Here is a 23,589-nt window from a genome sequence, read left to right on the forward strand (position 1 = left end):
TTTAGAGCAAGCCACCGCGTCCAACCGCAGCGGTCAGCGCACAATCAGCACGTCGCATTTCGAATCGGCCAGAATGTGGCGGGTTACGCTGCCGATCAACATTTCTTTGACGATGGATTGGCCGTGTTTACCCATCACGATCAAGTCCGCCTGAAACTCCGCTTCCTTGGCCAGAATTACCGCGGCCGGATTGCCCGGCTCGACCAGACGCATAAAGCAGTCCCGCCCGCTGGCAGTCTGTTGCATCAGATTGCCTATCCGGCTGTAGGCATGTTGTCTGGCCTCTTCGCAGTAACGCAGCAATTCCGCATCGAGTTGGTCGACGATATGGCGTTCGCCGGCGAACGGTAGCGTAAAGGCGTGAATCAGCCAAACTTCGGCGCCGGGTGCGATAAGCAATGCGGTTTTCAATGCTGCTGCGGAATGCGGCGAGAAGTCCACCGGCACCAGTACCCGGCGGTATGCTGCCTGTGCCGGTCGTTTCACGACCAACACCGAGCCTTGGTAGACCTGCAGCAGCCGGTCAGTTGTCGAACCCAGCAACATGTCGCGGATCGGGTTGGCGCCGTGGGCGCCCAACACCAGCAAATCGGCGCGTTCGGCGGCCGACAGGATTTCGTCGAATATCCCGCCGATTTTGACCCGCGAAACCGCGACCACTTGCGTTTTCAGCGCGATTTCGGCCCTGACCGCTTCAAGCCTATGCTGGGCGTCCGCCACGAGTTTGGCTTCGGCGGCATCGTGCGAACGAATCAATTCGGCTACCGAATTCAAGGAAGTCTCGTCTACTACGTGCAGTAACTTCAGCACGCCGTTATGGGTGGCCGCCAGCAGGGCGGCCTGGTGCGCCGCATTGTCGGCGTCGTTGGAAAAGTCGACGGCGGCCAATAGCGAGCGTGGGGCGGAAAACGGCCGTTGCTGCAGCGTCGGTAGCGATTCGGCGCGTGCGGCGGCCGTGGCTATGTGGCGTTTTAATCGTTTTGCGCCGCGGAGCACTGCTTTTTCGAACTCCGCCACGACAAACACGCTGGCTCCGGCTACTAAGACTCTTGTCCATTCTTCGATGGACAGATCGGTGGAACCGAATAAAGCCTGTAGCGGCTCCGCGTGGGTGTAGGCCAACTGCAGCAATGCGCAGGCCGCTATGGCGATCAGCACGTAGCGGTTGCCGAACAGTCCTTCCAGCGACAGAGCGGATTTGTAAATATACCGGCTGTTGAGCAGGTAGAACATCTCCGCGGCGACGACCGAACTGACCGCCATGGTGCGTGCCGTTTCCAAACTGGAGCCGCGTTCGATTTCCCATAAAAACAAACCGAGCGAGCCAGCCATGATCAACGCGGAAACCATCAGAACCCGCCAGGCGAAAAACCAGGACAACAAGGACTCTTCGGGGCTGCGCGGCGGTCGGCGCATCGCGTCGCGTTCCGGATGTTCGAAGGCCAACGCCAAACCCAGCGTGCTCGATGTGGCCATATTGATCCACAATACCTGAGCCGGCGTCAGCGGTAAGGTCAATTGGAACAGAATGGCCGCGATCACGACTAGCGCTTCGCCGCCGTTGGTCGGCAGCATGAACAGCACGAATTTGCGAATATTGTCGTAAATGCCGCGGCCTTCGCGCACCGCGTTGGCGATGGTGGCGAAATTGTCGTCGGCTAGGACCATGTCAGCCGCTTCCTTGGCGACTTCGGTGCCCTTCAAACCCATCGCCACGCCGACGTCGGCCCGTTTCAACGCCGGCGCGTCGTTGACGCCGTCGCCGGTCATCGCCACTACCTGGCCGCTGGCCTGCAAGGCCTGCACCAGGCGCAACTTGTGTTCCGGGCTAGCGCGGGCGAATACGTCGGCATCGTTGACGACCTCGCGCAATTGCGCATCGTCCATCGTTTCGATATCGGCGCCGGTCAGGGCCGAAAGATTGCGGCCGATACCGAGTTGCGCGCCGATGGCGCGGGCGGTATCGACGTGGTCGCCGGTGATCATCTTGATCTTGATGCCGGCGCGTTGACAGGCCGCCACTGCCGAAATCGCCTCGTCGCGGGGCGGATCGATAATGCCGACCAGGCAAAGCAATTCGAAACCGCCGTCCAGATCTGCGAAGTTGATCTCGGGCTGGCCGGATGCGGCGGGTTTGGCGGCAATTGCCAGCAGGCGCAGGCCGAGTGCCGCTGCTTCGCCGGCGGCTTGCTGCCAGTATTCGGCATTTAGCGGCGCGGCATCGGTGCCGTGTTGTCGGTTGCACATCGCCAAAATCCGCTCCGGTGCGCCTTTGGCGTAAATGGTCGCTTGGCTCTCGCGGTTTCGGTTCAGCGTGGCCATCAGCCTGTGTTCGGATTCGAACGGGATCACGTCGGCACGCGGATGGTTGCTGCGGGTCCAGGCAAGGTCGGCGCCGGTTTTGACGGCGAAGGCCAATAATGCCCCTTCGGTCGGATCGCCCTCTATCTGCCAGATGCCTTCGGGGTTTTTACGCAGTTCGGCGTCGTTGCACAATATTGCGGCACGGGCGATCTGCTGCAATTCCGGGTATTGCTCGCCGGTCGCCGGTTCGCCGTGCAAAAAGATGCCGCCCTCGGGAGAGTAGCCGGCGCCGCCGATTTCGAAAACCCTTGCCGTCGTGATCAGCCGCTGCACCGTCATTTCGTTTCGGGTCAACGTGCCGGTTTTATCCGAGCAGATGACGGTCACGGAGCCCAGCGTTTCCACTGCCGGTAAGTGGCGGATGATGGCGTTGTGTCTGGCCATGCGTTTCATGCCGAGCGCCAGCGTGATGGTCATGATTGCGGGCAGGCCTTCCGGGATTGCCGAAGCGGCCAACGCTACCGCCATCATGAACATTTCCTGCGGCGAATGACCGTGCCAGAGCACGCCGATTACGAATGTCGCCGCGGACATGATAACGATGACCAGTGCCAACCAGTGGCCGAAACCGGTGATCTGGCGCAGCAAGGGCGTGGTTACCGCCTGCACGTTTTCCAGCATCGTACTGATGCGGCCAAGTTCGCTATTGATGCCGGTGGCGACCACGATTCCGGTCGCCTGCCCGGACGCCACCAGCGTTCCGGAATAGAGCAGGCAGAGCCGGTCGGCCAGCAATGCATCGGCCGCTACCGGGTCTGGGGTTTTCTCCACCGCTTCGGACTCTCCGGTCAGGATGGCTTCGTTGACGCGCAGCCCCTTGCAGGTGATCAAGCGCAGGTCTGCCGGCACCTTATCGCCGGACGCCAGCAGGACCAAATCGCCGGGCACCAACGCGTCCGCTTCGGTTTCGATGCGTGCGCCGTTCCGGATCACGCTGGTGCGTAGCGACAACATATGCCGTATCGCGTCCATCGCTTGCTCGGCTCTACCCTCCTGGATGAAGCCGATGACGGCGTTGACCAGAACGGCGGCCAGCAGCACGCCGGTATCGACCAAGTCGCCGAGCAAAGCCGTTGTCGCTGCGGCCGCTAACATGATGTATATCAATGCGTTGTGGAATTGCATTAAAAAGCGTAGCCATGCCGGTCGGGCGCGCCGGCTCGGTAAACGGTTCCGGCCAAACAGCTTCTGGCGCTTGTGGGCTTCGTCGCTTGCTAGGCCGCGGCGGCGGTCTGTGTCGAGTCGTGCCAGAGCTTCGTCTGCGGATACAGCGTGCCAGTCGGTCTGTTTCAAATTAGCAAATTGTTGGGGGGACATAAGGCACTCCTGATGGAATTAACCGGGATTAAGACGTTGCCATCAAGCCCGCCGAGAACGTGCTCGGAGCGCTTAAGGGGGGGCGGTAACTTCCAGGACAGGAGGTTGCGATTACATCCCTATCGGCTTGATGGCGGCGCTCCTTGCCGCGGGTACCTGCCTGTCGAGCAACCGCCTCCTGATCGGCAGCTTACTTCCACAGTAGTTTATTATCGGTGTCCAGTCTATTCCGAAAAGCTTTCAGAAACCTTTCAATGGCTTTTGTTGCGATTTCGTAACCCATGAAACTGCGAAATTCCAAACTAGCGTAACTCCCCGAGAAATCGGTTTGTCAAATGCCCGGTTTCCTTTTAGAGTTTGTGCTGAGTGGCGCGAGGCCGGCCCTTCGCCATCGCGCTTAAATCGGCAGCGGCCGACAGACTTTATCGACTCGGAACAGACATGGAAGAACATCATCGCGAAAACGGCCGCTTTGGTTTATATGCACTAAGTTTGCTTTATCTGGCATTAACGGTGTGGTCAGCCGCGGGGGTCGGGCAATCGCCGGCGGCCGGCGACGCCTTGTCTTACCTGGCGCCGGCCGGGTTCGGCCTGATCGCATGGTACAGCGGCTACGCGGCGCTGAAACGTTACCGGGGCGGTTTCTGGTTTGTTGCCGGCAGCCTGCTGTTGGCTTTGGCGGTACTGATGCTGACGGTGCTGTACGAGGGTTACCGTACCGCCGATCCCAACACCATGTTAGGGGCTGGAGTAGTCGCCGCGCTGGCGACGGTGGCGGCTTTACCGCTACTTTGGCGCGGCCACCAGCGCCACCGGCGTTGGTGGCGGGCCGCCCACGGCTTTGCCGAATTCGAACTGGCGGCCGCGCTGAGTCCGGAGCCGGCCGCTTCTGCCGAAAATGCCCCGCCTTTACTCTATCCGCCGCAAAGCAGTTGGCGTTTGCTGTGGTTGATGCTGTTCAGCGCGACGCTGTATGCACCGTTTCTAATGTACCGAATTGCCGGCGATATCGCCGTATTGGCCGGCTCGCGCTTGAATCCGAGGCGCTGCGCCTGGCAGATGCTGATTCCGCTTTACAACTTCAACGTGTTCTACCAAGTAGCCGCGGAAGCCGGGCGGTTGGGGCAAGCGCGCGGGATGGCTTTCAAGATATCGCCGGCGCTGTTGGCCTTGCTGTTGGTTGTTGCGACTTTAGGTAATTTCGCGATGCCGCAGTTTTTGTTTCTGCTCAGTTGCGTGTTGGCGTCCATACCTTGGTTGGTGTTGAATGGCTGGATGAATCGACTGCGCACTGCGCAGCCGGCACAGTGGCGGGCTCCTCCCGGCCGTTATAGTTGGCGCCAACGCAGCGTGTTTCTGGCAGGCGCGCCCCTTATCGCAATGGCTTTGTTGGGCAGCAAAACCGAGTTCGCTTACTTCAGCGCCCCGGCTTTGGCGGCGGAGCAGCGGGTTTCCGGGCCAGGAGCCGATTATGTCTTGACGATACCCGACCGCCACTGGCGCGTGGTCGAGCGCGGGACTCTGTACCCCGATACCGACCTCGAGCTGGTCAATCGCGCCAGCGGCGAGTGGGTTGTGGTACGCATCAGCCCCAGCCAGCAGCAAACCCTGGACGGTTTCGTCGACCAGCGCCAGGCTTTGGTCGCCGCCAATTGGAACGATTACGAGATGCAGGAGGCGAGGCACTTCGCGGACGGCAGCGACAATATCCCGATGTCGTTGGCGCGTTACAACCACAAGGGGCCGGTCGCATCGCGGGATTCGCCGCTGCTGGTTGCGACCGTATTGACGCCCGAGCGGGTATTCGAAGTGGTCGCCCATGCAGGCAACCTGCCGAACGCCAGCGCGGCGCAATTGGTCGACAGTTTTCGGTTGGTTGCCGCCGGGGAGAGATCATGAGGGTGTTCTTGTTGGCCGCGCTGTGCTGGTGGCTCGGCTCGGCTTGTGCGGCGGCTGCCGGGCGCGATTTGAAATTGGCGGGCTATGCGCCGGATCTGGTGCGCTGGGCGCCGCTGGCGAAGCATCGGGACTACGCGGCGCTGGCGCCGGCGGCTGCGCGGATTGCGGAGCTGAAACAGCTCGGTTACGGCAGCGTGGCCGTCGACGAAACCCACCAGCTTTATCTCGGCCGCGACCGCCGGGTGGAGGAAACCGTCAGCGTCGCTCAGTTGTATTTGACGGCAAAAGGCATAGAGAGCGACGGCAACAACGGCTTTTGGCTGGACGCCAACCACCAGCGCGCCGAAATCGAAGCCGCTTATGTGGTGCAGCCGGACGGCGCTATTGCCGACATCGACCCGAGCACGCTGCAACTCAACAACCAGAATGTCTACAATATTTTTACCGACACCGTCTACGTGACGGTGCCGTTTGCCCAGCTCCGGCCGGGTAGTATCGCCGTGTTGCGCTATAAGATCGTGTCGGACCGCAATAAGTTACCGATGCCGTGGGCGCGCAACTTGTTTCCGGCCAATTTTTACCCGCTGGAACGTTTTCGCACAGAAGTCCGCTGGGACGCTGCGGCGCAGCCGCCAGCGTGGCAGACCGACTACCCGAAGCTGGATTGCCGGCAAGGCAAGCAGGAATTGGTTTGCGCGACGACGGCCGCCGCTGCGCCCCTTCCGGTCGACAACCAGATGCCGTCCGCTTTCGACGTTTTGCCGGTATTAGTGCTGGCCGAGTCCTCCAGTTGGGCGGCGGTCGCCGCCGGTATGGAGAAACTGGCCGAGCCGGCCTTGAGTCGCGACGGCAGCGTCGCAGACTTGGCGCTGCGATTGCGCGGCGATGCCCGCGATGTTAAAGAAATCGTCAGCCGCTTGAGTGGCTTCGTCTCGCGCGAGATCCGTTACGTCGGACTGGAACGGGGCAAGGGCGGCGTCATTCCCAGGCCGACCGCGGCGACGTTGGAACGCCGCTTCGGCGATTGCAAGGATAAAACCATGCTATTCGTCGATCTCGCGCGCAACGCCGGACTGGACGCGTATCCGGTGCTGGCTTCGACCGGACGGATGTCGCTGGCCAAACTGTTGTTGCCGAGCGGCGTTTACTTCAACCATATGCTGGCCTGCGTCAAATCGGTGCAGGCCGGCGAAATCTGCGTGGACTTGACCGATCCCGACACCGGCGGCGGCCATTTGCCTTACGCCTTGCAGGGTGCAGTGGCTTTGGCGGTCGGGCGCGATGCTATCGCGCCGCATAATCTGGCCAGCGAAACCTTCACCTGGGTGGCGCAAACCACGGCCGATAACCGGTTGCACGCGGACGGCAGCGTGCTGGAAAGCCTGGCTCGAACTTACGATACCCATTGGGCGGCGGAAGTGCGGCGGGCGTTGGCGGTCAAGTCGCAGGAAGAGCGCGTGCGCTGGCTGCAGGACGATTACCGCTCGGTGATGGGGGACAAAGCGAAACCGGCGTTCAGCGTCCAAGGATTGGAAACGCCCGATTCCGGCATAACGCTGGCGTCGACCGCCGAATACCGCAACGTGTTCGATCCGGCTTTGCTGAAAATCTACCGCGACTACGAGCCCTGGCTGAATTCGTTGGCGAAGGACGTCAGGTCCCGTAATCAATATTATCCGTATTCGTTCAAGGGCATCCATTACCGCAGCGAAATCCGCTACCGCTTGCCGGACGGGAAAAGTGTCGGCAACATCGGCCCGAAAGCCGATTACCTGTCGCGCTGGGGTTCCCTGCACCGGTATTACCGCCAGGACGGCGACAGCGTCACCGCTTACACCGATCTGCAAATGCCGCGGGCCGAAGTGCCGGTCGACAAATTTGCCGAGTTCAACCGCTTTCTGGAACTCGCCGGCCAGGAAACCCGGATCTCGTTCAGCCTCAGAGCCCGGAGTCCGGCGGCCAACTGAGCTCGGTTTTGCCGGCACTGCCGTTTTGAAAATCCTGCCGCGACACGGTAGGCTAGCAGGCAAAGCCCAATGGACCACGCCTCGTATGACTGGAAAAAAACTGCTAATCCCTTCCGCGCTGGTGCTGGCCGCCATTGCTTTTACCTATGCTCGCCGCCCGCCGCCGCTGGAAGTCGACACCTATACCTTGGCCGAGGGCGAAGTGCGGGCCAGCGTCTCCAATACCCGGGTCGGTACCGTCAAAGCCTGTCGCCGGGCCTACCTGGCGCCGGCCACCGGCGGCCAGGTTGCAGCGTTGCACGTCAAGGAAGGGGATAAGGTCGGGCAAGGTCAGGTGTTGTTGGAAGTCTGGAATCAGGACTTGAAGGCGCAGGTCGCATTACAAAAGGCGCAAATCCAAGCCAGTCGGGCCAGTGCCGATCAAGCCTGCCAATTGGCCGGCGGTGCCGAGCGCGAGGCGGTGCGGATGACAAAATTACAGCAGCGGAATAACGTGGTGTCGGAAGAGCAGGTCGATAAGTCGCAAACCGGCGGCAAGTCGCAACGAGCGGCCTGCCGTGCCGCGTTGCAGAATATCGGCGTAGCCGAAGCGCAATTGGGCGTCGCCGAAGCCGCGGTGCAGCGCACCCTGGTCAAGGCACCGTTCGATGGCACGGTTGCGGAAGTCAATGCCGAATTGGGCGAATTCGTCACGCCGTCGCCGCCCGGCATTCCGACGCTGCCGCCGATCGATTTGCTGGATGTCAGTTGCCTGACTGTGTCGGCGCCGATCGATGAAGTCGATGTGGCCCGGATTAGAACCGGCATGCCGGCTTGCGTCTCGCTCGACGCGTTTACGGACAAACGCTGTTCCGGCGTCGTGACCAGGGTTGCGCCTTATGTACTGGAAAAGGAGAAGCAGGCGCGGACCGTGGAAGTGGAAGTGACCTTGCGCGATCCGAAAGATCTGGCCGAATTGCTGCCCGGTTACAGTGCCGACATCGAAGTGTTGCTGGCCAGCAAGGACAAAGCGCTGCGTCTGCCGGCCGAAGCCATTCTGGAAGGCAATCGGGTATTGCTGGTCGGTGCCGATAACGTGCTGCGGGAACGCCGCTTCGAAGCCGGTTTGGCCAACTGGAATTACACCGAAGTATTGAGCGGGTTGCAGGCCGGCGATCGGGTGGTGCTGTCGCTGGGCAAGGAAGGCGTGACCGCCGGCGCGACGGTACGCGCCAAGCCATGATCCGGCTCAGCGGCATCGAACGCCGGTTCCAGGTCGGCGAACAGACCGTGCATGCCCTGAACGGCATCGATCTGGCCGTCGCCGTCGGCGAGTACGTGTCGGTGATGGGGCCATCCGGTTCCGGCAAGTCGACCTTGCTGAACATCATCGCCTTGCTGGACCAGCCTTCAGCCGGCCAATACTATCTGAACGGCCGCGATGTTACGCGCCAAACCGACAACGAATTGGCCCATACTCGACGCGATAACATCGGCTTCGTCTTTCAATTCTTTCACTTGATTCCGCGGTTGACCGCGGCCGAGAACATTGAGCTGCCGATGATTCTGGCCGGGATAGCCCCCAAACAGCGCCGCGAGCGGGTACGGCAGGCTCTGGCCGAGGTCAACCTGAGCGATCGCGCCGAACATCGGCCCAACCAATTGTCCGGCGGCCAGTTACAGCGTATCGCGATTGCGCGGGCCATGGTCATGCGGCCGCCGATTCTATTGGCCGACGAACCGACCGGCAATCTCGACAGCAAGGCTGGCCAGGACATCATTCATCTGCTGGAAGACCTGAACCGGCAGGGAGTGACGCTGATGGTGATTACCCATGACCAGCAAATCGGCGGACGCGCCGGGCGCCAACTGCGGCTGGTTGACGGCCGGTTGGTTGCTGAAGGGCTTTAGCGAAGAAACGGCAATAAAACGCCGAAAACGACGATCAGCGCCGCACCGAGCAAAGCGCTATGGGCCGGAATTTGGCCGAATAGCGCTATGGCCCAAACCAGGCTCAAAACCGGCGCCAAATAGCCGATCGAACTGACCAGCGCGGCCGGCGCCCGCTGATAGGCGCGGGTCATAAAATGTTGGGCGCCGCTGCCGAACAGGCCGACCAGCAATAGCAAGCCCCAGACCGGGTAGGCCAGCGGCAGCGTGGCGCCGAACGCCGCGAAATACGCCGCGTGCAATGGCAGTGCAACCAGGCAGAAATAAAAAATCACCGTTTGCGGCGGGTTGCTGCGGCCGGCCCGGGCCACCATCAGATAGGCCAGCGCCGACAACAGTCCGGAGAGTAAAGCCATGGACTGGCCCAGCAGATTGTGGCTGTCGTGAATATCGAACAACAAGGATACGCCGCTAAACGCGCCGACAATCGCCAACCAAGCCCGCAGCGAGTTGCGCTGGCCCAATATCGGCGGCCCCAACAGCGCGACAAACACACCGCTGCTGGCGGTCAAAAACGCGCTCTCGCCGGGGCCGATACGGACGATAGCGGCAAATGACAGCATCAACGCCGAAGCGCCGAACAGTCCGCGCAACCAGAGCGAGGGCCGGCCGTCGCCGAGCAGGGCCTTGGTCCGGCCGCGAAACAAAGCCGGTAACAGCAATATCAGCAAATTGGCCAGGATCCGGAAAAAACTGATCACGCCCGCCGGTAGTGTGGCATCGAATACGCGGATGGCATAAACGCTGGCATTCATCAGCGAAAACAACAGGCACGCCAGCACCATATCCAGCAGGCCGCGGCGAATTGCGGATTTGGCGGTTGGCGGCGGGAAAATAGCCTTCACGCCGTTCCTGGTTTATGCGGGACTGGCTCCCTCGCGCGGTGCGCTGGCGGGTTTGGCAATGTGGCGGGGCGAGATTCCAAAATATTTGCTGAAGGCAGCGCTGAAATTACTGGCGTGATTATATCCGACAAATTCGGCGACGGCATCGATATGGCCGGCGCGAGTTTGCAGCAAGCGGTAAGCCTTATGCATTCTAATATCCAGCACTATTCCGTACGGGGTATTATCGAAATAATGGTGGAATAGTTTCTTTAATTTGCATTGATTGGTTCCGACCCGTTTCGCTAACTGCGCGACCGGCGGCGGCGCGCGAAATTCGTTAATTAAAATAGCGCGCGCCGCGTAGGCCAGAGCTCGGTCTTTTTCGGTAAATCGGTAAGCGCTATCGGCAGTATATTGCCAGAGGTGGTGCATTTCGGCGGCTAATATCGACATGGCTTGGCCGTGTATGAACATGCGTTTCAAAGGCGGCGGAATATTGCATCCGGCTAATTGGTTGGCGGCGATTAAAGCCGAATTTGAGATAGGTTTATAACTTAATAAATTGACGCCGCCTTTATTAAATAAACGCGCCGCGGCATTTTCTCCAATATATTGGTCAAGCCGGGTTTTCGTCAGCGAAAAACGCAATTGCACCAGTTCGGTATCGGCCTGGTATTGGCGTTCGCCGTTACTGCAATTGAAGGCAGTGATCGAGGTGTAGCCTTCGCTGAAGACGATTTCATCGCCGCCGCGCTCGACGAAGCGGGAACGGCCTTGCATGCCCAACGTGACTACCAGGCGCGGTTCCTGCCGGTCGATCCGGGTCGCGACGGCCAGGTCCCGGTTCGGCCGGTAGCGGGTTTCGATAAAGCTTAGGTCGGCGTCGAGTTGAAATACCGCGGTATGGCCGCGGCCCAGCTGCTCCGGTAACGATTGTATTAATTGGTCCGGCAATTGTTGGGCCGGTAAATCCTGTTGATCGATTTTATAATGCCCGCTAGTTTTGGCGGCAGCTTCCAGCATAAATACCAGACCTTATTAAACTGTGTTATTTGGCGTAATTTTCGGCAGTTTTGTGGCGATTAATAGCGGGAAATGTTTATACCATAAAAAATTACCTGGGCTGATAGTTTGGCTGACGGCGATTAAATTAATTTCTCGGGGTTATTTAATGGGAAACCTATCCGTTCGTGCTTCGACAAATTCAGCACGAACGGATAATGCTCTGATTTATAAGGGTTGCCGTTCGCACTGAGTTAAGCGAAGTGCAATTTTTAGAGGTTCCCCTAATAATTGACGGCTGTGTCTTGGCGACAGGTTTCCAGTCGTGATCGTTACCGATCAAGTGTGAAGGCAGGCCTGAACGGTCCGCTATTTCGCAAAACCCGACTTGTTGGTCCGCGCGGCGTTTGCGGCGTGCGATGGCTCCGGCTTGGGGTAAACTGTCGCCAACACCGTATCGGCAAGGGTCATGCTGCAGCGAGATTTACTGATTCAGGCCGTCAAGGCCATCCGCACCCAACCGTTGCGCGCCGCACTGATCATTTTGGCGATGAGCATCGGCGTGGCGGCGGTCAACGTATTGACCGCGTTGGGCGACAGCGCCCGGCGCTATGTGGTGCATGAATTCGAATCGCTGGGTACGCATCTGGTCATCGTGCTGCCCGGCCGCAACGAAACCACCGGCGGCCATCCGCCGCTGTTCGGCGAAACGCCGCGCGATTTGACGCTGGACGACGCCGCGGCCTTATTCCGCAGCCGGCAAGTTGCCGCGATCGCCCCGGTCAGCATCGGTTCGGCGCCGGTGTCGGTGGCAGGACTGGAGCGGGAAACCAATATCATGGGTTCGACCCATTCGTTATTGCGGGTCCGGCATCTAGCAATGGCGCAAGGCGTGTTTTTACCGGAAGCCGAAGCGGATAAAGAGATGCCGGTCTGCGTAATCGGCAAAAAAATCGCCGACGAGCTATTTGCCCGGCGTAAGGCCGTGGGGGAATGGCTGCGCATCAACGACCGTCGCTTCCGGGTCGTCGGCGTGTTGGCCAAGGAAGGTCAGTCGATAGGCACCGGATTCGACGAGCTGGTGATCGTGCCGGTGGCCTCGGCGCAGGCCTTGTTCGACAGCCATTCGTTGTTTCGGATATTGATCGAAGCCCATTCCGAAGCGGCGATGCATAAAGCGGTCGACGAAGTGCGAGCGATCATCAAACTGCGCCACGAAGGGGAGGACGATGTGACCATCATTACTCAAGACAGTGTGGTCAATACCTTCGATAAAATCCTGACCGCATTGACCTTGACCGTGGCCGGCATTGCCGCAGTTAGCCTGGCCGTGGCCGGCGTGTTGGTCATGAACGTGATGTTGGTCAGCGTCAGCCAGCGTACCGCCGAAATCGGCCTGCTGAAGGCGTTGGGCGCGACACGCGGCCAATTGTTGCGCTGGTTTCTGGGCGAAGCTGCATTGCTGTCGTTGGCCGGTGCATTGTGCGGCAGTCTGCTGGGGCGGATCGGCATCGAAGCGCTGCAATGGTGGTTTCCGAACTTTCCGGTGGCCTTGCCTGCTTGGGCGATGTTGGCGGCACTGGCGGTGGCGCTGGCGACCGGATTGGTGTTCGGCGTGATGCCGGCCCGCAAAGCGGCGGCCCTGGAGCCGGTTGCGGCATTGAGTAGGCGCTGAGCGATGGTGTGGCAGGATTTGTTCAAACTCGCGCTCGGCAGCATCAGCAGTCATAGGCAGCGCTCGTTGCTGACGGCGTTGGGGCTGATCATCGGTATTGCCGCGGTCGTGATCTTGACCTCGATCGGCCGCGGCGTCCACGGCTTCGTCTTAGGCGAGTTTACCCAGTTCGGCACGCATTTGTTGGCGGTTTACCCCGGCAAGACCACTACTTTCGGTTTGTCCGGCGCGACCATCAGTACGGTCAGGCCGCTGACGGCGGCCGATGCCGAAAGCCTGCATTCGGTCGAATATGTGCTGGCGGCGATGCCTTTAGTACAAGGCAATGCCCGGATCGAAGCCGGCGACAAACAGCGGCGCAGCAATGTATTCGGCGTCGGTGCGGCATTGCCGCAAGTGTGGCGGATCGGCGTCGATATCGGCCGCTTTCTACCCGACGAAGGCGCCGATAACGCCAGGCCGTTCGCGGTCCTCGGCAGCAAGGTGCGGCAGGAATTGTTCGGCGACGCCAGCCCTTTGGGACAACGCATTCGTATCGGCAGCGACCGGTTCCGGGTAATTGGCGTGATGCGCAGCAAGGGGCAGATGCTGGGCTTCGATCTGGACGACATGGTGTTCATTCCCAGCGCCAGAGCGATGGAGATGTTCGATCGCCAGGGGTTGATGGAAATCGACGTGCTGTATCGCGCGGACGTCAGCGCCGAGCGAGTCGAGCAGGCTGTCAGGCAGCGGTTGTTGGCCCGCCATGGTGCGGAGGATTTTACGATCGTGACCCAGAACCAGATGCTGGAAAAAATGGATTCGGTGTTGAGCGTACTGACTCTGGCGGTGGCGGCTTTGGGCGGAATCTCGTTGTTGGTGGGCTCGGTCGGCATCTTGACGATCATGACTATCGCCGTCTCGGAGCGGGTGTCGGAAATCGGCTTGTTGCGCGCGATCGGCGCCGAGCGCGCCACGATATTCCGTTTGTTTCTTGCCGAAGCGGTATTGCTCAGTCTGGCCGGCGGTGCCGGCGGGGTGGGGTTGGGTGTCGGCGCCGTGAAATTGGTGGGCTTGTTGCTGCCGGCTTTGCCGGTGCAATTGGCCTGGAATTACATCGCGCTGGCGTTTGCCGTGTCGTTGGTGATCGGCGCTGTAGCCGGAGTAGCGCCGGCGATAAAAGCGGCGCGATTGAATCCGTTGGATGCCCTACGCGCCGAATGAGGTCAAGGCCGCTAAATTCGACCGTTACAGCTGATCCCGAAATTCCCGCACTATGCCATCGAATTATGGCGGCTTAGCACGCAGGCTAGTATTTCTCTGTTGGTTTCATGATAATTGCGCGCGGTCTGAGTGGCCGGATTTTTTAGAGCCTTTCTAAGCTTGGATCGCCGTTATGGCAACTGAGTCTACGAGAAAATCGTGGCTCGCTTGCTTTCAAAATACTTACATGGAACAGGATTAGTCATTTATGAGAACCATAACCAAAACTTCTTTAGCGATTATCGGCGGTTTGGCGCTGGCAGCGAATGCCGGAGCGGCCTGGAGTTCGCCGACGCAGGCCACGGCGTTGATCGACTGGAGTTCGTTAACGATCAAGACCGTCGGTTTGGGCGACGTCGCGCCGACTTACACGTTAAGCGGACTGGGCGGCAATTCCAACTCGAACACCAGCGACTGGTTGCGTTGGAGCAGCGATACCTCGACTTCTGGTAACGTGTTCGGCGCCGGGGTGGGCGGCAGCGGCCAAGGTAATGGTGCCGCTGGAGCGCAACGCAGCGCCAATTTCACGATATCCGGCAGCGGTTTTTTGATGTTGTCGGCAAACTATTCGCTTAGCGGCGAAATCACCGGCATCAACTGTTATGAGTATTATTCCTGCTACAACGCTAACACGGCTAATGCCAGCGTCAGTTTCGATTTGAGCAACGTCTCGGCGGGCGGCGCACAAAGCCACCAGTCTCACTCTGCACAGTCGCTGAGTTTGGGCAATTACTGGCAATCGCCGCTAACCTCCGACAGTAAGCAGGGCGTGCTCTCGGTGGGGGTTATCGTCAATAACGGCGACGTCGTGAGCTTTTCAGCGGCAGTTGCTGTTTGGGCGGCCGATACTTCAAGTGGTCAGGCCCAATTACCGGGTGGCGGCAGTGTCGTGTTGAGTAACGGTTACGGCTCGGTGACAACTACACTGGTGAATCCGCCTTTGCATTTTCAGTTGACGGCTGTACCCTTGCCGGCTAGCGCATCGCTGTTGGGTACCGCTCTGGTTGGCTTGTTGGGCCTTGGTCGTAAGCGGCAATCATTAGCCGTTTAACGCCACAGCCCCGCGGGGCGCCGTCTCAAATGGCGCTTCGCAGGGCTCCTGCGGCGGCTGATCTCGGCTATGCTTATCCGGCTTTCGATCATCCGAAAATGAGGCCATTATGTTGAACATCAATAACTACTACGAGCGGCTGGTCATCGACCGATTGTGGAAACTTGCCGAGCAGGCCGACCAGTCTTTCAGCCAGGCATTTCAGGAGGATGTCGCCTGTCTGGCCTTGAACCGATTGCCGCCGTGCTATGTACGAAATACCATCGATAAAGGGATTAACGTCAGCGAGGCGCAGTATCTGGAAATGGTTGCAGCGGTTGACAAGGCGATCGAGCAGGCGATGGGGTTGGTGTTACGCCGGCCGCGCCAGGACCGGGAGCAATGAGCCTTGAGGCATTGGTTGACGGTGTTTGGCTTCGGGGCTTGCGTTGTGGCGTGCGACGGTACGCAGCGGGATGCAACTACGGTTGATGCCGCATAAAAAAATAAGCCGGTTTACGATGCGCCGGTTGAGCCGTTGGATCAAGCCGAACAGGCGGAAAAGCAGGTGTTCGACGGCGCGGAGAAGCAGAAAAAGCAGGCTGACGAGCTGTGAGAATGGCCGGCCCCGCCGGATTGGAACCGACGGGGCGGGGTTTGTGGATTATTTCAATTTCGGGCAGTCGATATAGTCTGGATGCGCGGAAATAACCACGGCAACGCGGTGCTTTTGGTCCGCCGTGTTATCGGGTCCGCCCGCTTCGCCGATAGCTTTGACGATCAATTGCGACGCTCTGGCGCCGTTATTAACCAACAAATCGCTAACGGTTTTGGCTCTTCTTTCCGATAACGCTTGGTTAGCGGCCGGTTTGCCCACGGTGTCGGTGGATGCGGTGACAGTCGCTGTGGCATCGGGATGGTCGTGTAGAAAGTGGCCGATATGGCTGATCGTGTCTTCCTTGGTTTTAAACGGCACGTGGCTACCGGTTTTGAAGTAGGCCACGGTTTCATGAATGGTTTCCACGTGATGGTGATTTTGGGAATGTACTTCGGTCAGCCAAGCACACATTTCCTTTTCGGATTCCAAGCGATGCTGGGCGGCGGCGTGAGCGGCTTCCAACGCGGCTTGTTTCTCGTCGATGTTCCAGTAATAGCCTTTTTCCCAGTGTTCCAGAATCTCGTTAGCGGTTTCCAGATTTTCTTCCGCTAATTCCTCGTGCAACATGGATTGGCCGTAATGGCCGGCCATTGCCGCGTCGATTTCGGCTTTCAGAGCGGAAGTGTCTTGCTTAGGCGTGCTGCAAGCGCTGAGCGTTAACGCGATGGCCGCGGCAGGCAGATATATGTATTGTTTTTTCATGGTTGTATTCTCCTTAAACTCGTAGCGCTTAGCTTATTCGCCGTCGTCTAGCGGACCGTAATGGGTCCAGTAGCCGGGCAAATGCAGGCCGAAATAGCGGGTATCCTCGCTAAAGCGCTCCCAAGGGTAAGCCGGGGAAATAAACTCGTCGCTAGGGATAGGGGCGCTGATAAATTCCACCGCGCCGATCAACGTACGGTCAACCGTATGGGCCACGCCGCGCAGTAAACCCCAACTCATGCCCAGCAGGATGTTTTGGTCGCTGCTGATGTTGACGATGTTTTTGGGCAACTCGAGGATGCCGCCGGCCATGTTGAAAAAGCCTTGGCTGACTTTGTCGGTAAAACCGGACAAGTAACTTTGGTGACCGTCGGCATTGGCCGCCGGCGCCAGCAATATGCCGGTCAGAAGGCAGGTGGTAAGGAATTTGTTATTTTTCATTGTAGTATCTCCCATGGTGTTGCAATGATGATTCCGCTTAGCAAATTTAAGCATAGCAGTAAAATGCCAAAAACACTGGAAGCCAGACACTAACCCATGTTGGAGGCAATTGCAAACCTTAACGCCGATGGTGTGGCTAGGTTAAGGCTCGCTGTTTTTCGGCGTTGAGCAGGGTTGAGGCGGACGGGGCGGCGTTCTGAAAACGCGCGATTTAAACGGCGGTCGCGGATTAGCCGCCTATTTCCACCCGGTTGCGGCCGTTTTTCTTGGCCCGGTACAAGGCGTCGTCGGCAGTGCGGATGATGTCGTCCAATGTCATCGGCACATCGACTCGGCGGGTACAGAGGCCGATCGACAGCGTCGACGGAATGGTTAAATTCTGGTAGCGGAAGGTGTGCTTCAGCACAGTCATCCGGATGCGTTCGGCCAGCGCGACGGCGGCTTCGGCCGAAATTTCCCGCAGCAGCATGATGAATTCTTCGCCACCGTATCGCGCCAGCAAGTCTTCGTGGCGCATTTCGGCCTGCAAGATTTTGGCTAAATCCCGCAGTACCTGGTCGCCGGCCAGATGGCCGTAGTTATCGTTGGTCAGTTTGAAGTGGTCCGCGTCGCACATCATTACGGTCAACCGGCTACGGTTGCGTTTGCAATAGGAAAATTCCTGTTGGGCTCTGGAAATAAAGGCGTTGCGGTTCAAAACCTTGGTCATCGAATCGATATTGGCAGCCTCGTACAGCGCCTGCTCCGACACCGCTTCGCTGGGTAGCTTGTAATCGATTTTCAGGTAAGTATCGCCGATGCGGATCCGGTCCAGCAATTGCAACGGATGCCGGGAAATGCGCCGGTCGTTGACGTACGTGCCGTTGGTGGAGTTAAGGTCTTCCAAATGGACATGTCTGCCGTTGATGGAAAGCAGGCAGTGACGGCGGGAGATTTTCGGGTCGGCGATGGGAATGTCCGCACTGAGTTCTCGGCCCAGAATATGCTGGCTGGCGGTCAGAGGAAATTGCTTGCCTTGGTCTCTGCCGGACAATACCACCAAATATGGCTGCAAATCGGCGCTGTCGAGGCCGGTTTGGGTGGCGTTGCCGGTCAGCGTGTTCGAAAATGCGTTGAGGGTGGAATCGGGTGGCGTAGTCATTGCGCGATTCCGCAAGGTGGCGGCACACGCCCAGGCAGCGGCGCAGCGCGGCTAACGCGCTCGGCGCGTGGTTGATCAGGTATTAGAAGATTCCATGCCTGGCCCGATCGGTGGCGGAGAGATTCGGGGGCCGGCCAACAGCGGTTGTGCATGGTTGATTTCGTTATCTGCTTATCCGCTTACCAGTGTCGCAGATAGGCCGCTCGCTCGCAAGTTGCCGGCATTCGGACTCCAAAATGCCTGTTGCCGCGTTTTCGAATTGCGGCAACAGGCTAGCTTTATGCGAAAGCCTTTTTGAAAAACTCCGGCATCGCCAGACTGGCTTTATGGATATCGCTGTTGTAGTAAACGGTGTCGAAACCCTTATTCGTCGCATCCTGTTCGCGGAATGCGTTGAACGCGTTCTTGCCGGCCATCGTCGCGCTCCACCAGCCGGACGGGTAGATGCATTGCGGAAAGAATACGGTCTGGTAATGGTTAAAACCGCCGGCCCGCATCTCGTCGCGCATTTCCCGCAGGATGTGCATGTGCAGCAGAGCCGATTCGCTTTGCTGAACGACGATGCCGTTTTCGGTCAAGGCTCTGAAGCAGTCTTTGTAAAAGTCGGCACAGAACAAGCCCGCCGCCGGCCCGACCGGATCGGTACTGTCGACGATGATGATGTCCACGCTGTTCGGTGCTGCATCCTTGACCCATTTGATGCCGTCGATGAATTTCAGCTCGGCGCGCGGATCGTTGTTGGACTCGCACAATTCCGGAAAATAAATTTCGGACAGGCGGGTGACGCGCTCGTCGATGTCGATCTGCACCGCTTTTTCGACGCTCGGATGTTTCAGCACTTCGCGGAGTGTGCCGCAGTCGCCGCCGCCGATGATCAGCACGTTTTTGGGGGCGGGGTGGGTAAACAGCACCGGGTGGCTCATCATTTCGTGGTAAAAGAAGTTGTCCCGGGTTGAAACCATGGTGCAGCCGTCGATCACCATCAAATTGCCGAATTGTTCGGTCTCGTAGATTTCCAGAAATTGAAACTCCGACTGCTCTTCGTGCAATTTGCGTTTGATTTTTAATGAAAAGGCGGAGCCTGATGGCTCTTGCGCTTCGCTGAACCAGGTGGCGTCGAGCATGAGTTGTCCTCAAAAAGTCATAAAAGTCGCGGCATTATACTTTAGAATCCGTGCATCTTTATGACAGTACGGGGGAACCTGAGTGCCGGCACAAGCATGGTCGATTGAACAGGCAAGACAGCTCTATGCGATTCAACAATGGGGTGACGGTTATTTTTCGATTAACCAGCAGGGCCACGTCTGCGTCAAACCGCGTAGCGACAATCCGATGGAAATCGATCTGTTCGAAGTGGCTGAGGCCTTGCGCGGTAAAGGGTTGAATCTGCCGGTGCTGGTACGCTTCACCGATATTCTGCCCGACCGCATCCGTCGCCTGCAGCGCGCCTTTGATCAAGCCAGGACTACGCACGGCTACGTTGGTCATTACACGCCGGTATACCCGATCAAGGTCAATCAGCAGGGCAACGTGGTGGAGGCCATCCTGTCTGCCGACAATATCGGTCTGGAAGCCGGCAGTAAACCGGAATTGCTGGCGATTTTGGGTTTGGCCAAAACCAATGGCACCATTGTCTGTAACGGTTATAAGGACAGGCTTTATATCCGGATGGCGTTGATGGGCCAGCTGATGGGCTTGTCTGTGTTCATCGTCATCGAAAAGCCGTCCGAGCTGGAGTTGATCCTGGAAGAAGCGGCCAAACTGCAGGTCAAACCGTTGATAGGCCTGCGGGTGCGGCTGTCGACGATCAGTGCCGGCAAATGGCAAAACAGCGGCGGCGAAAAATCCAAGTTCGGTCTGCATGCCAGCGAAGTGTTGCAGTTGGTCGAGCGTTTGCGGCAGGTGCAGATGCTGGATTGCTTGCAACTGATGCATTTTCACATGGGCTCGCAGATCGCCAACATTCACGACATTAAATTGGCGTTGAAAGAAGCCGGCCAGTTTTACCTGCAATTGCGCCGACTCGGCGCCGAGATTAACACGGTCGATGCCGGCGGCGGGCTGGGCGTGGACTACGACGGCAGTGGTTCGCGGCGGGAATGTTCGATCAACTACAGCATGTCCGAATACGCCGATAACATTGTCCGCGCTTTTGCCGATGTCAGTCGGCAGCACGATTTGCCGCAACCGAACATCATCACCGAATCGGGGCGGGCCATTACCGCGCACCATGCCGTGCTGATTACCAATGTCACCGAAGTCGAGCGCTTGCAGGGAGCCGGTTTAGCTAGCACGCATTTCAACAACGTCAGCGAGGCGTACCACAATGCCCAATTCGACATGGCCGAAGCCCGAGCCCGTTTCGTGCAGGGCGACATCGATCTGGCGCAGTTGGCCGTGGCGGAACAGCGCTACGTCGGCTTGTGCCGGCGGATACAGATGCAATTGAACTTGGATAACCATCATCATCGCGAGATTTTGCAGGAGCTCGACGAAAAACTGGCCGACAAGGTGTTTTGCAATTTCTCGCTATTTCAGTCTATGCCGGATATTTGGGGTATCGATCAGATTTTTCCGATCATGCCGATTCACCGCTTGCAAGAGCAACCGGAACGGCGAGCGGTATTGCAGGATTTGACCTGCGATTCGGACGGCCGCATCGACCAGTATGTCGATCGGCACAATATCAGCAATACCTTGCCGCTACACACTATCGACGATGGCGATGATTATCTGATCGGTTTTTTCATGGTCGGCGCCTATCAGGAAATCCTGGGCGATATGCACAACCTGTTCGGCGATACCCATTCGGTGAATATCGAGCTAGAGGCCGGCGGTTACCGCTTCAGCGATTTCATGGAAGGCGAAGATGTCAGTGAGTTGCTGGATTACGTGCATATCGATACCGAGGCGTTGAAAGCGGCCTACCGGCGCAAGTTGGACGGCGCAGCGTTGACGGCAGAACAGAAAGTCAGCTTCGAACAGGAGTTGTCGGCCGGGTTGAATGCTTATACCTACTTGGAAAAATAGTTTCGTTAGGGTTACACAGGGCGGGTGCAGACAATGAAAACGGGATTTATCGGCTTAGGGGCAATGGGTCAAGGCATGGCCCGCAATCTGGCCAAGGCCGGTTACTTGTCAGCCGTTTATAACCGGAGTACGGAAAAGGCGGAAGCTTTGGCCGCGGAATTGCAAGTGGACGCTTGCCGTAGCATCGAACAGCTTGCTAGCGACGTCGAGCTGATAATGATTTGTGTGTCGGCCGACCAAGACGTGCTCGATGTGGTTGCTGCTATGTCTGACGGCATCAAGCCGGGCGCTGTCGTTGTCGATATGTCGACAGTCAGCGGCGAAACGGCCAAGACAGCGGCTGAAAGGCTGGCCGAAAAGCAAGCGGATTTTCTCGATGCGCCGGTTTCCGGCGGCGTAGAAGGCGCCAGAAACGGTACGTTGGCGATGATGGTCGGCGGAGACGCCGCCGTATTGGAACAGGTGCGGCCGATTTTGGCGGCGATGACGGCGCGCATCGAACACATGGGCGGCGTTGGCGCCGGCCAGGCCTGCAAGGCGGTCAACCAAATCATGTGCGCCGGCATCAATCAGGCCGTGACCGAAGCGTTGGCATTTGCCGCCGCTCAGGGGCTGCCGCTGGCACAGGTGGTCGATGTGATAGCCGGCGGAGCGGCCGGCAACTGGTTTTTGCAGCATCGCGGCAAGACCATGACCAACAACCAGTATGCGCCGGGTTTCAAGCTGGCGCTGCACCACAAGGATTTGCTCATCGCCAAACGCATGGCGGAGCAGGTCGGGGTAGCTTGTCCGCTAACGGTTGCGACTTTGGCGGACTATGCCAAGCTGATGGTGCAAGGTTTCGGCGACGAGGACATCTCGGCGTTGTATCGGTTAAAGCAGCAATGATCTTTCAATTAGTTTACAAGGTGTAACGATGAAAATTACGGTATTTGGCAGTGGATACGTCGGTTTGGTCACGGGAGCCTGCTTGGCCGAGGTGGGCAATCAAGTGCTCTGTATGGATGTCGACCAGCGCAAGATCGACCAGCTCAAACAAGGTGTGATCCCGATCTACGAGCCGGGTTTGGACGAAATGGTCAAAGATAACGTCGCCGCCGGCCGGCTAAGTTTTACCACCGACGTCAAGCAGGCTGTCGATTTCGGTTTGTTCCAATTCATCGCGGTTGGTACGCCGCCGGACGAGGATGGCTCGGCCGATTTGAAATACGTGCTGGCGGTAGCGAAGAGCATTGCCGAGCACATGAACGATTACAAAATCGTCGTCGACAAGTCCACGGTCCCGGTCGGCACCGCCGATAAAGTCAAACAGACCGTAGCTGAAGCGCTGGCGCAACGCGGGCAGAGTTTGGAATTCGATGTCGTGTCCAATCCGGAGTTTTTGAAGGAAGGTTCGGCACTGGACGACTTCATGAAGCCCGACCGCATCATCATCGGCACCGACAACCCGCGTACCGCCGAGTTGCTGAAAGCGCTATACGCGCCGTTCAACCGCAGCCGTGAACGGGTCATTACCATGGACATCCGCTCTGCGGAACTGACCAAATACGCCGCCAATGCGATGCTGGCGACCAAGATCAGTTTCATGAACGAACTGGCTAATCTGGCCGAGCGGCTGGGTGCCGACATCGAACAGGTGCGGCACGGCATAGGTTCCGACAGCCGGATCGGGTACAGCTTCATCTACCCGGGGTGCGGCTACGGCGGTTCCTGCTTTCCGAAAGACGTCAAAGCCCTGGAGCGCACCGCCCGCGACAATGGCTACCACGCCGAGCTGCTCAGCGCGGTCGAGAACGTCAACGACCGGCAAAAGCACCGCTTATTCGAGAAAATCTGCGCGCATTACCCCGACGGAGTTAAAGGCAAAAGCTTTGCGTTGTGGGGCCTGGCCTTCAAACCCAACACCGATGACATGCGCGAAGCGCCGAGCCGGGTACTGCTGGAGGCGCTGATCGATGCCGGCGCCGTGGTCCGGGCCTACGACCCGGAAGCCCTGCACGAAGCGCAGCGTATCTACGGCGACAAGGCTGGTTTGGTTTATTGCGCGAAACAGAATGAAACCTTAAACGACGCCGATGCGCTGGTCATCGTCACCGAATGGAAGCAGTTCCGCAGCCCCGACTTCGACGATTTGAGCCGTTTGTTGAAGGATAAGGTGATTTTCGACGGGCGGAATATGTACGAGCCTAAGTTGGTTAGACAGTTTGGGTTGCAGTATTACGCGATTGGGCGTTGACACATTCCGTAGCGCGCTGGTCGTTTTGGATCTGCCGATTCTCGTGACGGGCGATGCAGTTTCGTTGCGAAAAGCTATGCGGCTATAACCGTGGTATACACCCGCATCCTTAACAGAAGGCGGCAGAAG

General features: G+C 58.4%; 18 protein-coding genes. 11 read left to right on the top strand and 7 right to left on the bottom strand.

Going from position 1 to position 23,589, the window contains the following annotated elements:
* Nucleotides 1-33: 33 nt before the first annotated feature.
* On the bottom strand, nucleotides 34-3,681 hold the full coding sequence (locus NP603_RS12710; protein ID WP_256611257.1) for an HAD-IC family P-type ATPase: 3,648 nt from the start codon (nucleotides 3,679-3,681) through the stop codon (nucleotides 34-36).
* Nucleotides 3,682-4,122: 441 nt separating this feature from the next.
* Here NP603_RS12710 and NP603_RS12715 point away from each other — a divergent pair, with 441 nt between their 5' ends.
* The 4 genes from NP603_RS12715 to NP603_RS12730 all read left to right on the top strand — a co-directional run bounded on the left by NP603_RS12715 (nucleotide 4,123) and on the right by NP603_RS12730 (nucleotide 9,437).
* On the top strand, nucleotides 4,123-5,580 hold the full coding sequence (locus NP603_RS12715) for a hypothetical protein (protein ID WP_256611258.1): 1,458 nt from the start codon (nucleotides 4,123-4,125) through the stop codon (nucleotides 5,578-5,580).
* Nucleotides 5,577-7,547, top strand: coding sequence for a DUF3857 domain-containing transglutaminase family protein (locus NP603_RS12720; RefSeq protein ID WP_256611259.1), 1,971 nt, complete (start codon nucleotides 5,577-5,579; stop codon nucleotides 7,545-7,547). Before NP603_RS12715 ends, NP603_RS12720 begins: the two co-directional genes overlap by 4 nt.
* Before the next feature lie 85 nt (nucleotides 7,548-7,632).
* On the top strand, nucleotides 7,633-8,769 hold the full coding sequence (locus NP603_RS12725; protein ID WP_256611260.1) for an efflux RND transporter periplasmic adaptor subunit: 1,137 nt from the start codon (nucleotides 7,633-7,635) through the stop codon (nucleotides 8,767-8,769).
* Nucleotides 8,766-9,437: an ABC transporter ATP-binding protein gene (locus tag NP603_RS12730; protein ID WP_256611261.1), complete on the top strand. Its 672-nt coding sequence runs from the start codon at nucleotides 8,766-8,768 to the stop codon at nucleotides 9,435-9,437. Before NP603_RS12725 ends, NP603_RS12730 begins: the two co-directional genes overlap by 4 nt.
* On the opposite strand, the gene NP603_RS12735 is transcribed toward NP603_RS12730, so the two are convergent.
* The gene (locus NP603_RS12735) at nucleotides 9,434-10,321 is read right to left on the bottom strand and encodes a DMT family transporter (RefSeq protein WP_256611262.1); all 888 of its coding nucleotides are present in this window, start codon (nucleotides 10,319-10,321) and stop codon (nucleotides 9,434-9,436) included. The genes NP603_RS12730 and NP603_RS12735 overlap by 4 nt on opposite strands.
* A gap of 12 nt (nucleotides 10,322-10,333) precedes the next feature.
* A complete protein-coding gene (locus NP603_RS12740; protein ID WP_256611263.1) occupies nucleotides 10,334-11,326 on the bottom strand; it encodes a helix-turn-helix transcriptional regulator in 993 nt (330 codons plus the stop codon).
* 448 nt (nucleotides 11,327-11,774) lie between these two features.
* On the opposite strand from NP603_RS12740, the gene NP603_RS12745 reads away from it, so the two are divergent.
* The 4 genes from NP603_RS12745 (at nucleotide 11,775) to NP603_RS12760 (ending at nucleotide 15,658) form a co-directional block, all read left to right on the top strand.
* The gene (locus tag NP603_RS12745; protein WP_256611264.1) at nucleotides 11,775-12,980 is read left to right on the top strand and encodes an ABC transporter permease; all 1,206 of its coding nucleotides are present in this window, start codon (nucleotides 11,775-11,777) and stop codon (nucleotides 12,978-12,980) included.
* A 3-nt stretch (nucleotides 12,981-12,983) separates the two neighbouring features.
* Nucleotides 12,984-14,183, top strand: coding sequence for an ABC transporter permease (locus NP603_RS12750; protein ID WP_256611265.1), 1,200 nt, complete (start codon nucleotides 12,984-12,986; stop codon nucleotides 14,181-14,183).
* A gap of 247 nt (nucleotides 14,184-14,430) precedes the next feature.
* On the top strand, nucleotides 14,431-15,273 hold the full coding sequence (locus NP603_RS12755; RefSeq protein ID WP_256611266.1) for a VPLPA-CTERM sorting domain-containing protein: 843 nt from the start codon (nucleotides 14,431-14,433) through the stop codon (nucleotides 15,271-15,273).
* Nucleotides 15,274-15,382: 109 nt separating this feature from the next.
* On the top strand, nucleotides 15,383-15,658 hold the full coding sequence (locus NP603_RS12760; RefSeq protein WP_256611267.1) for a late competence development ComFB family protein: 276 nt from the start codon (nucleotides 15,383-15,385) through the stop codon (nucleotides 15,656-15,658).
* Nucleotides 15,659-15,916: 258 nt separating this feature from the next.
* Here the strand turns inward: NP603_RS12760 and NP603_RS12765 are convergent, their stop codons facing one another.
* The 4 genes from NP603_RS12765 to speE all read right to left on the bottom strand — a co-directional run bounded on the left by NP603_RS12765 (nucleotide 15,917) and on the right by speE (nucleotide 19,318).
* On the bottom strand, nucleotides 15,917-16,612 hold the full coding sequence (locus NP603_RS12765) for an OmpA family protein (protein WP_256611268.1): 696 nt from the start codon (nucleotides 16,610-16,612) through the stop codon (nucleotides 15,917-15,919).
* Between the two features lie 33 nt (nucleotides 16,613-16,645).
* On the bottom strand, nucleotides 16,646-17,053 hold the full coding sequence (locus tag NP603_RS12770) for an exosortase system-associated protein, TIGR04073 family (RefSeq protein WP_256611269.1): 408 nt from the start codon (nucleotides 17,051-17,053) through the stop codon (nucleotides 16,646-16,648).
* Between the two features lie 229 nt (nucleotides 17,054-17,282).
* Nucleotides 17,283-18,194: a GGDEF domain-containing protein gene (locus NP603_RS12775; RefSeq protein WP_256611270.1), complete on the bottom strand. Its 912-nt coding sequence runs from the start codon at nucleotides 18,192-18,194 to the stop codon at nucleotides 17,283-17,285.
* A 278-nt stretch (nucleotides 18,195-18,472) separates the two neighbouring features.
* The gene (speE, locus tag NP603_RS12780) at nucleotides 18,473-19,318 is read right to left on the bottom strand and encodes a polyamine aminopropyltransferase (RefSeq protein WP_256611271.1); all 846 of its coding nucleotides are present in this window, start codon (nucleotides 19,316-19,318) and stop codon (nucleotides 18,473-18,475) included.
* An 82-nt stretch (nucleotides 19,319-19,400) separates the two neighbouring features.
* On the opposite strand from speE, the gene speA reads away from it, so the two are divergent.
* Genes speA through NP603_RS12795 form a run of 3 tightly spaced genes read left to right on the top strand, consistent with a single transcriptional unit; the run spans nucleotide 19,401 to nucleotide 23,460 of the window.
* On the top strand, nucleotides 19,401-21,224 hold the full coding sequence (speA, locus tag NP603_RS12785; protein ID WP_256611272.1) for a biosynthetic arginine decarboxylase: 1,824 nt from the start codon (nucleotides 19,401-19,403) through the stop codon (nucleotides 21,222-21,224).
* A 33-nt stretch (nucleotides 21,225-21,257) separates the two neighbouring features.
* Nucleotides 21,258-22,112 carry an NAD(P)-dependent oxidoreductase gene (locus NP603_RS12790; RefSeq protein ID WP_256611273.1) on the top strand — a complete coding sequence of 285 codons (855 nt, stop codon included), beginning with the start codon at nucleotides 21,258-21,260 and terminating at the stop codon, nucleotides 22,110-22,112.
* A gap of 28 nt (nucleotides 22,113-22,140) precedes the next feature.
* Nucleotides 22,141-23,460, top strand: coding sequence for a UDP-glucose dehydrogenase family protein (locus NP603_RS12795; protein WP_256611274.1), 1,320 nt, complete (start codon nucleotides 22,141-22,143; stop codon nucleotides 23,458-23,460).
* Nucleotides 23,461-23,589 lie beyond the last annotated feature (129 nt).

Origin of the sequence: Methylomonas aurea (genome assembly GCF_024505045.1) — a bacterium.
Lineage (GTDB): Bacteria > Pseudomonadota > Gammaproteobacteria > Methylococcales > Methylomonadaceae > Methylomonas > Methylomonas aurea.

Coding starts and splice junctions, on each gene's coding strand:
- NP603_RS12710 (WP_256611257.1), bottom strand. CDS start 3,681: ATGTCCCCCCAACAATTTGCTAATTTGAAACAGACCGACTGGCACGCT.
- NP603_RS12715 (WP_256611258.1), top strand. CDS start 4,123: ATGGAAGAACATCATCGCGAAAACGGCCGCTTTGGTTTATATGCACTA.
- NP603_RS12720 (WP_256611259.1), top strand. CDS start 5,577: ATGAGGGTGTTCTTGTTGGCCGCGCTGTGCTGGTGGCTCGGCTCGGCT.
- NP603_RS12725 (WP_256611260.1), top strand. CDS start 7,633: ATGACTGGAAAAAAACTGCTAATCCCTTCCGCGCTGGTGCTGGCCGCC.
- NP603_RS12730 (WP_256611261.1), top strand. CDS start 8,766: ATGATCCGGCTCAGCGGCATCGAACGCCGGTTCCAGGTCGGCGAACAG.
- NP603_RS12740 (WP_256611263.1), bottom strand. CDS start 11,326: ATGCTGGAAGCTGCCGCCAAAACTAGCGGGCATTATAAAATCGATCAA.
- NP603_RS12745 (WP_256611264.1), top strand. CDS start 11,775: ATGCTGCAGCGAGATTTACTGATTCAGGCCGTCAAGGCCATCCGCACC.
- NP603_RS12750 (WP_256611265.1), top strand. CDS start 12,984: ATGGTGTGGCAGGATTTGTTCAAACTCGCGCTCGGCAGCATCAGCAGT.
- NP603_RS12755 (WP_256611266.1), top strand. CDS start 14,431: ATGAGAACCATAACCAAAACTTCTTTAGCGATTATCGGCGGTTTGGCG.
- NP603_RS12760 (WP_256611267.1), top strand. CDS start 15,383: ATGTTGAACATCAATAACTACTACGAGCGGCTGGTCATCGACCGATTG.
- NP603_RS12765 (WP_256611268.1), bottom strand. CDS start 16,612: ATGAAAAAACAATACATATATCTGCCTGCCGCGGCCATCGCGTTAACG.
- NP603_RS12770 (WP_256611269.1), bottom strand. CDS start 17,053: ATGAAAAATAACAAATTCCTTACCACCTGCCTTCTGACCGGCATATTG.
- NP603_RS12775 (WP_256611270.1), bottom strand. CDS start 18,194: ATGACTACGCCACCCGATTCCACCCTCAACGCATTTTCGAACACGCTG.
- speE (WP_256611271.1), bottom strand. CDS start 19,318: ATGCTCGACGCCACCTGGTTCAGCGAAGCGCAAGAGCCATCAGGCTCC.
- NP603_RS12790 (WP_256611273.1), top strand. CDS start 21,258: ATGAAAACGGGATTTATCGGCTTAGGGGCAATGGGTCAAGGCATGGCC.
- NP603_RS12795 (WP_256611274.1), top strand. CDS start 22,141: ATGAAAATTACGGTATTTGGCAGTGGATACGTCGGTTTGGTCACGGGA.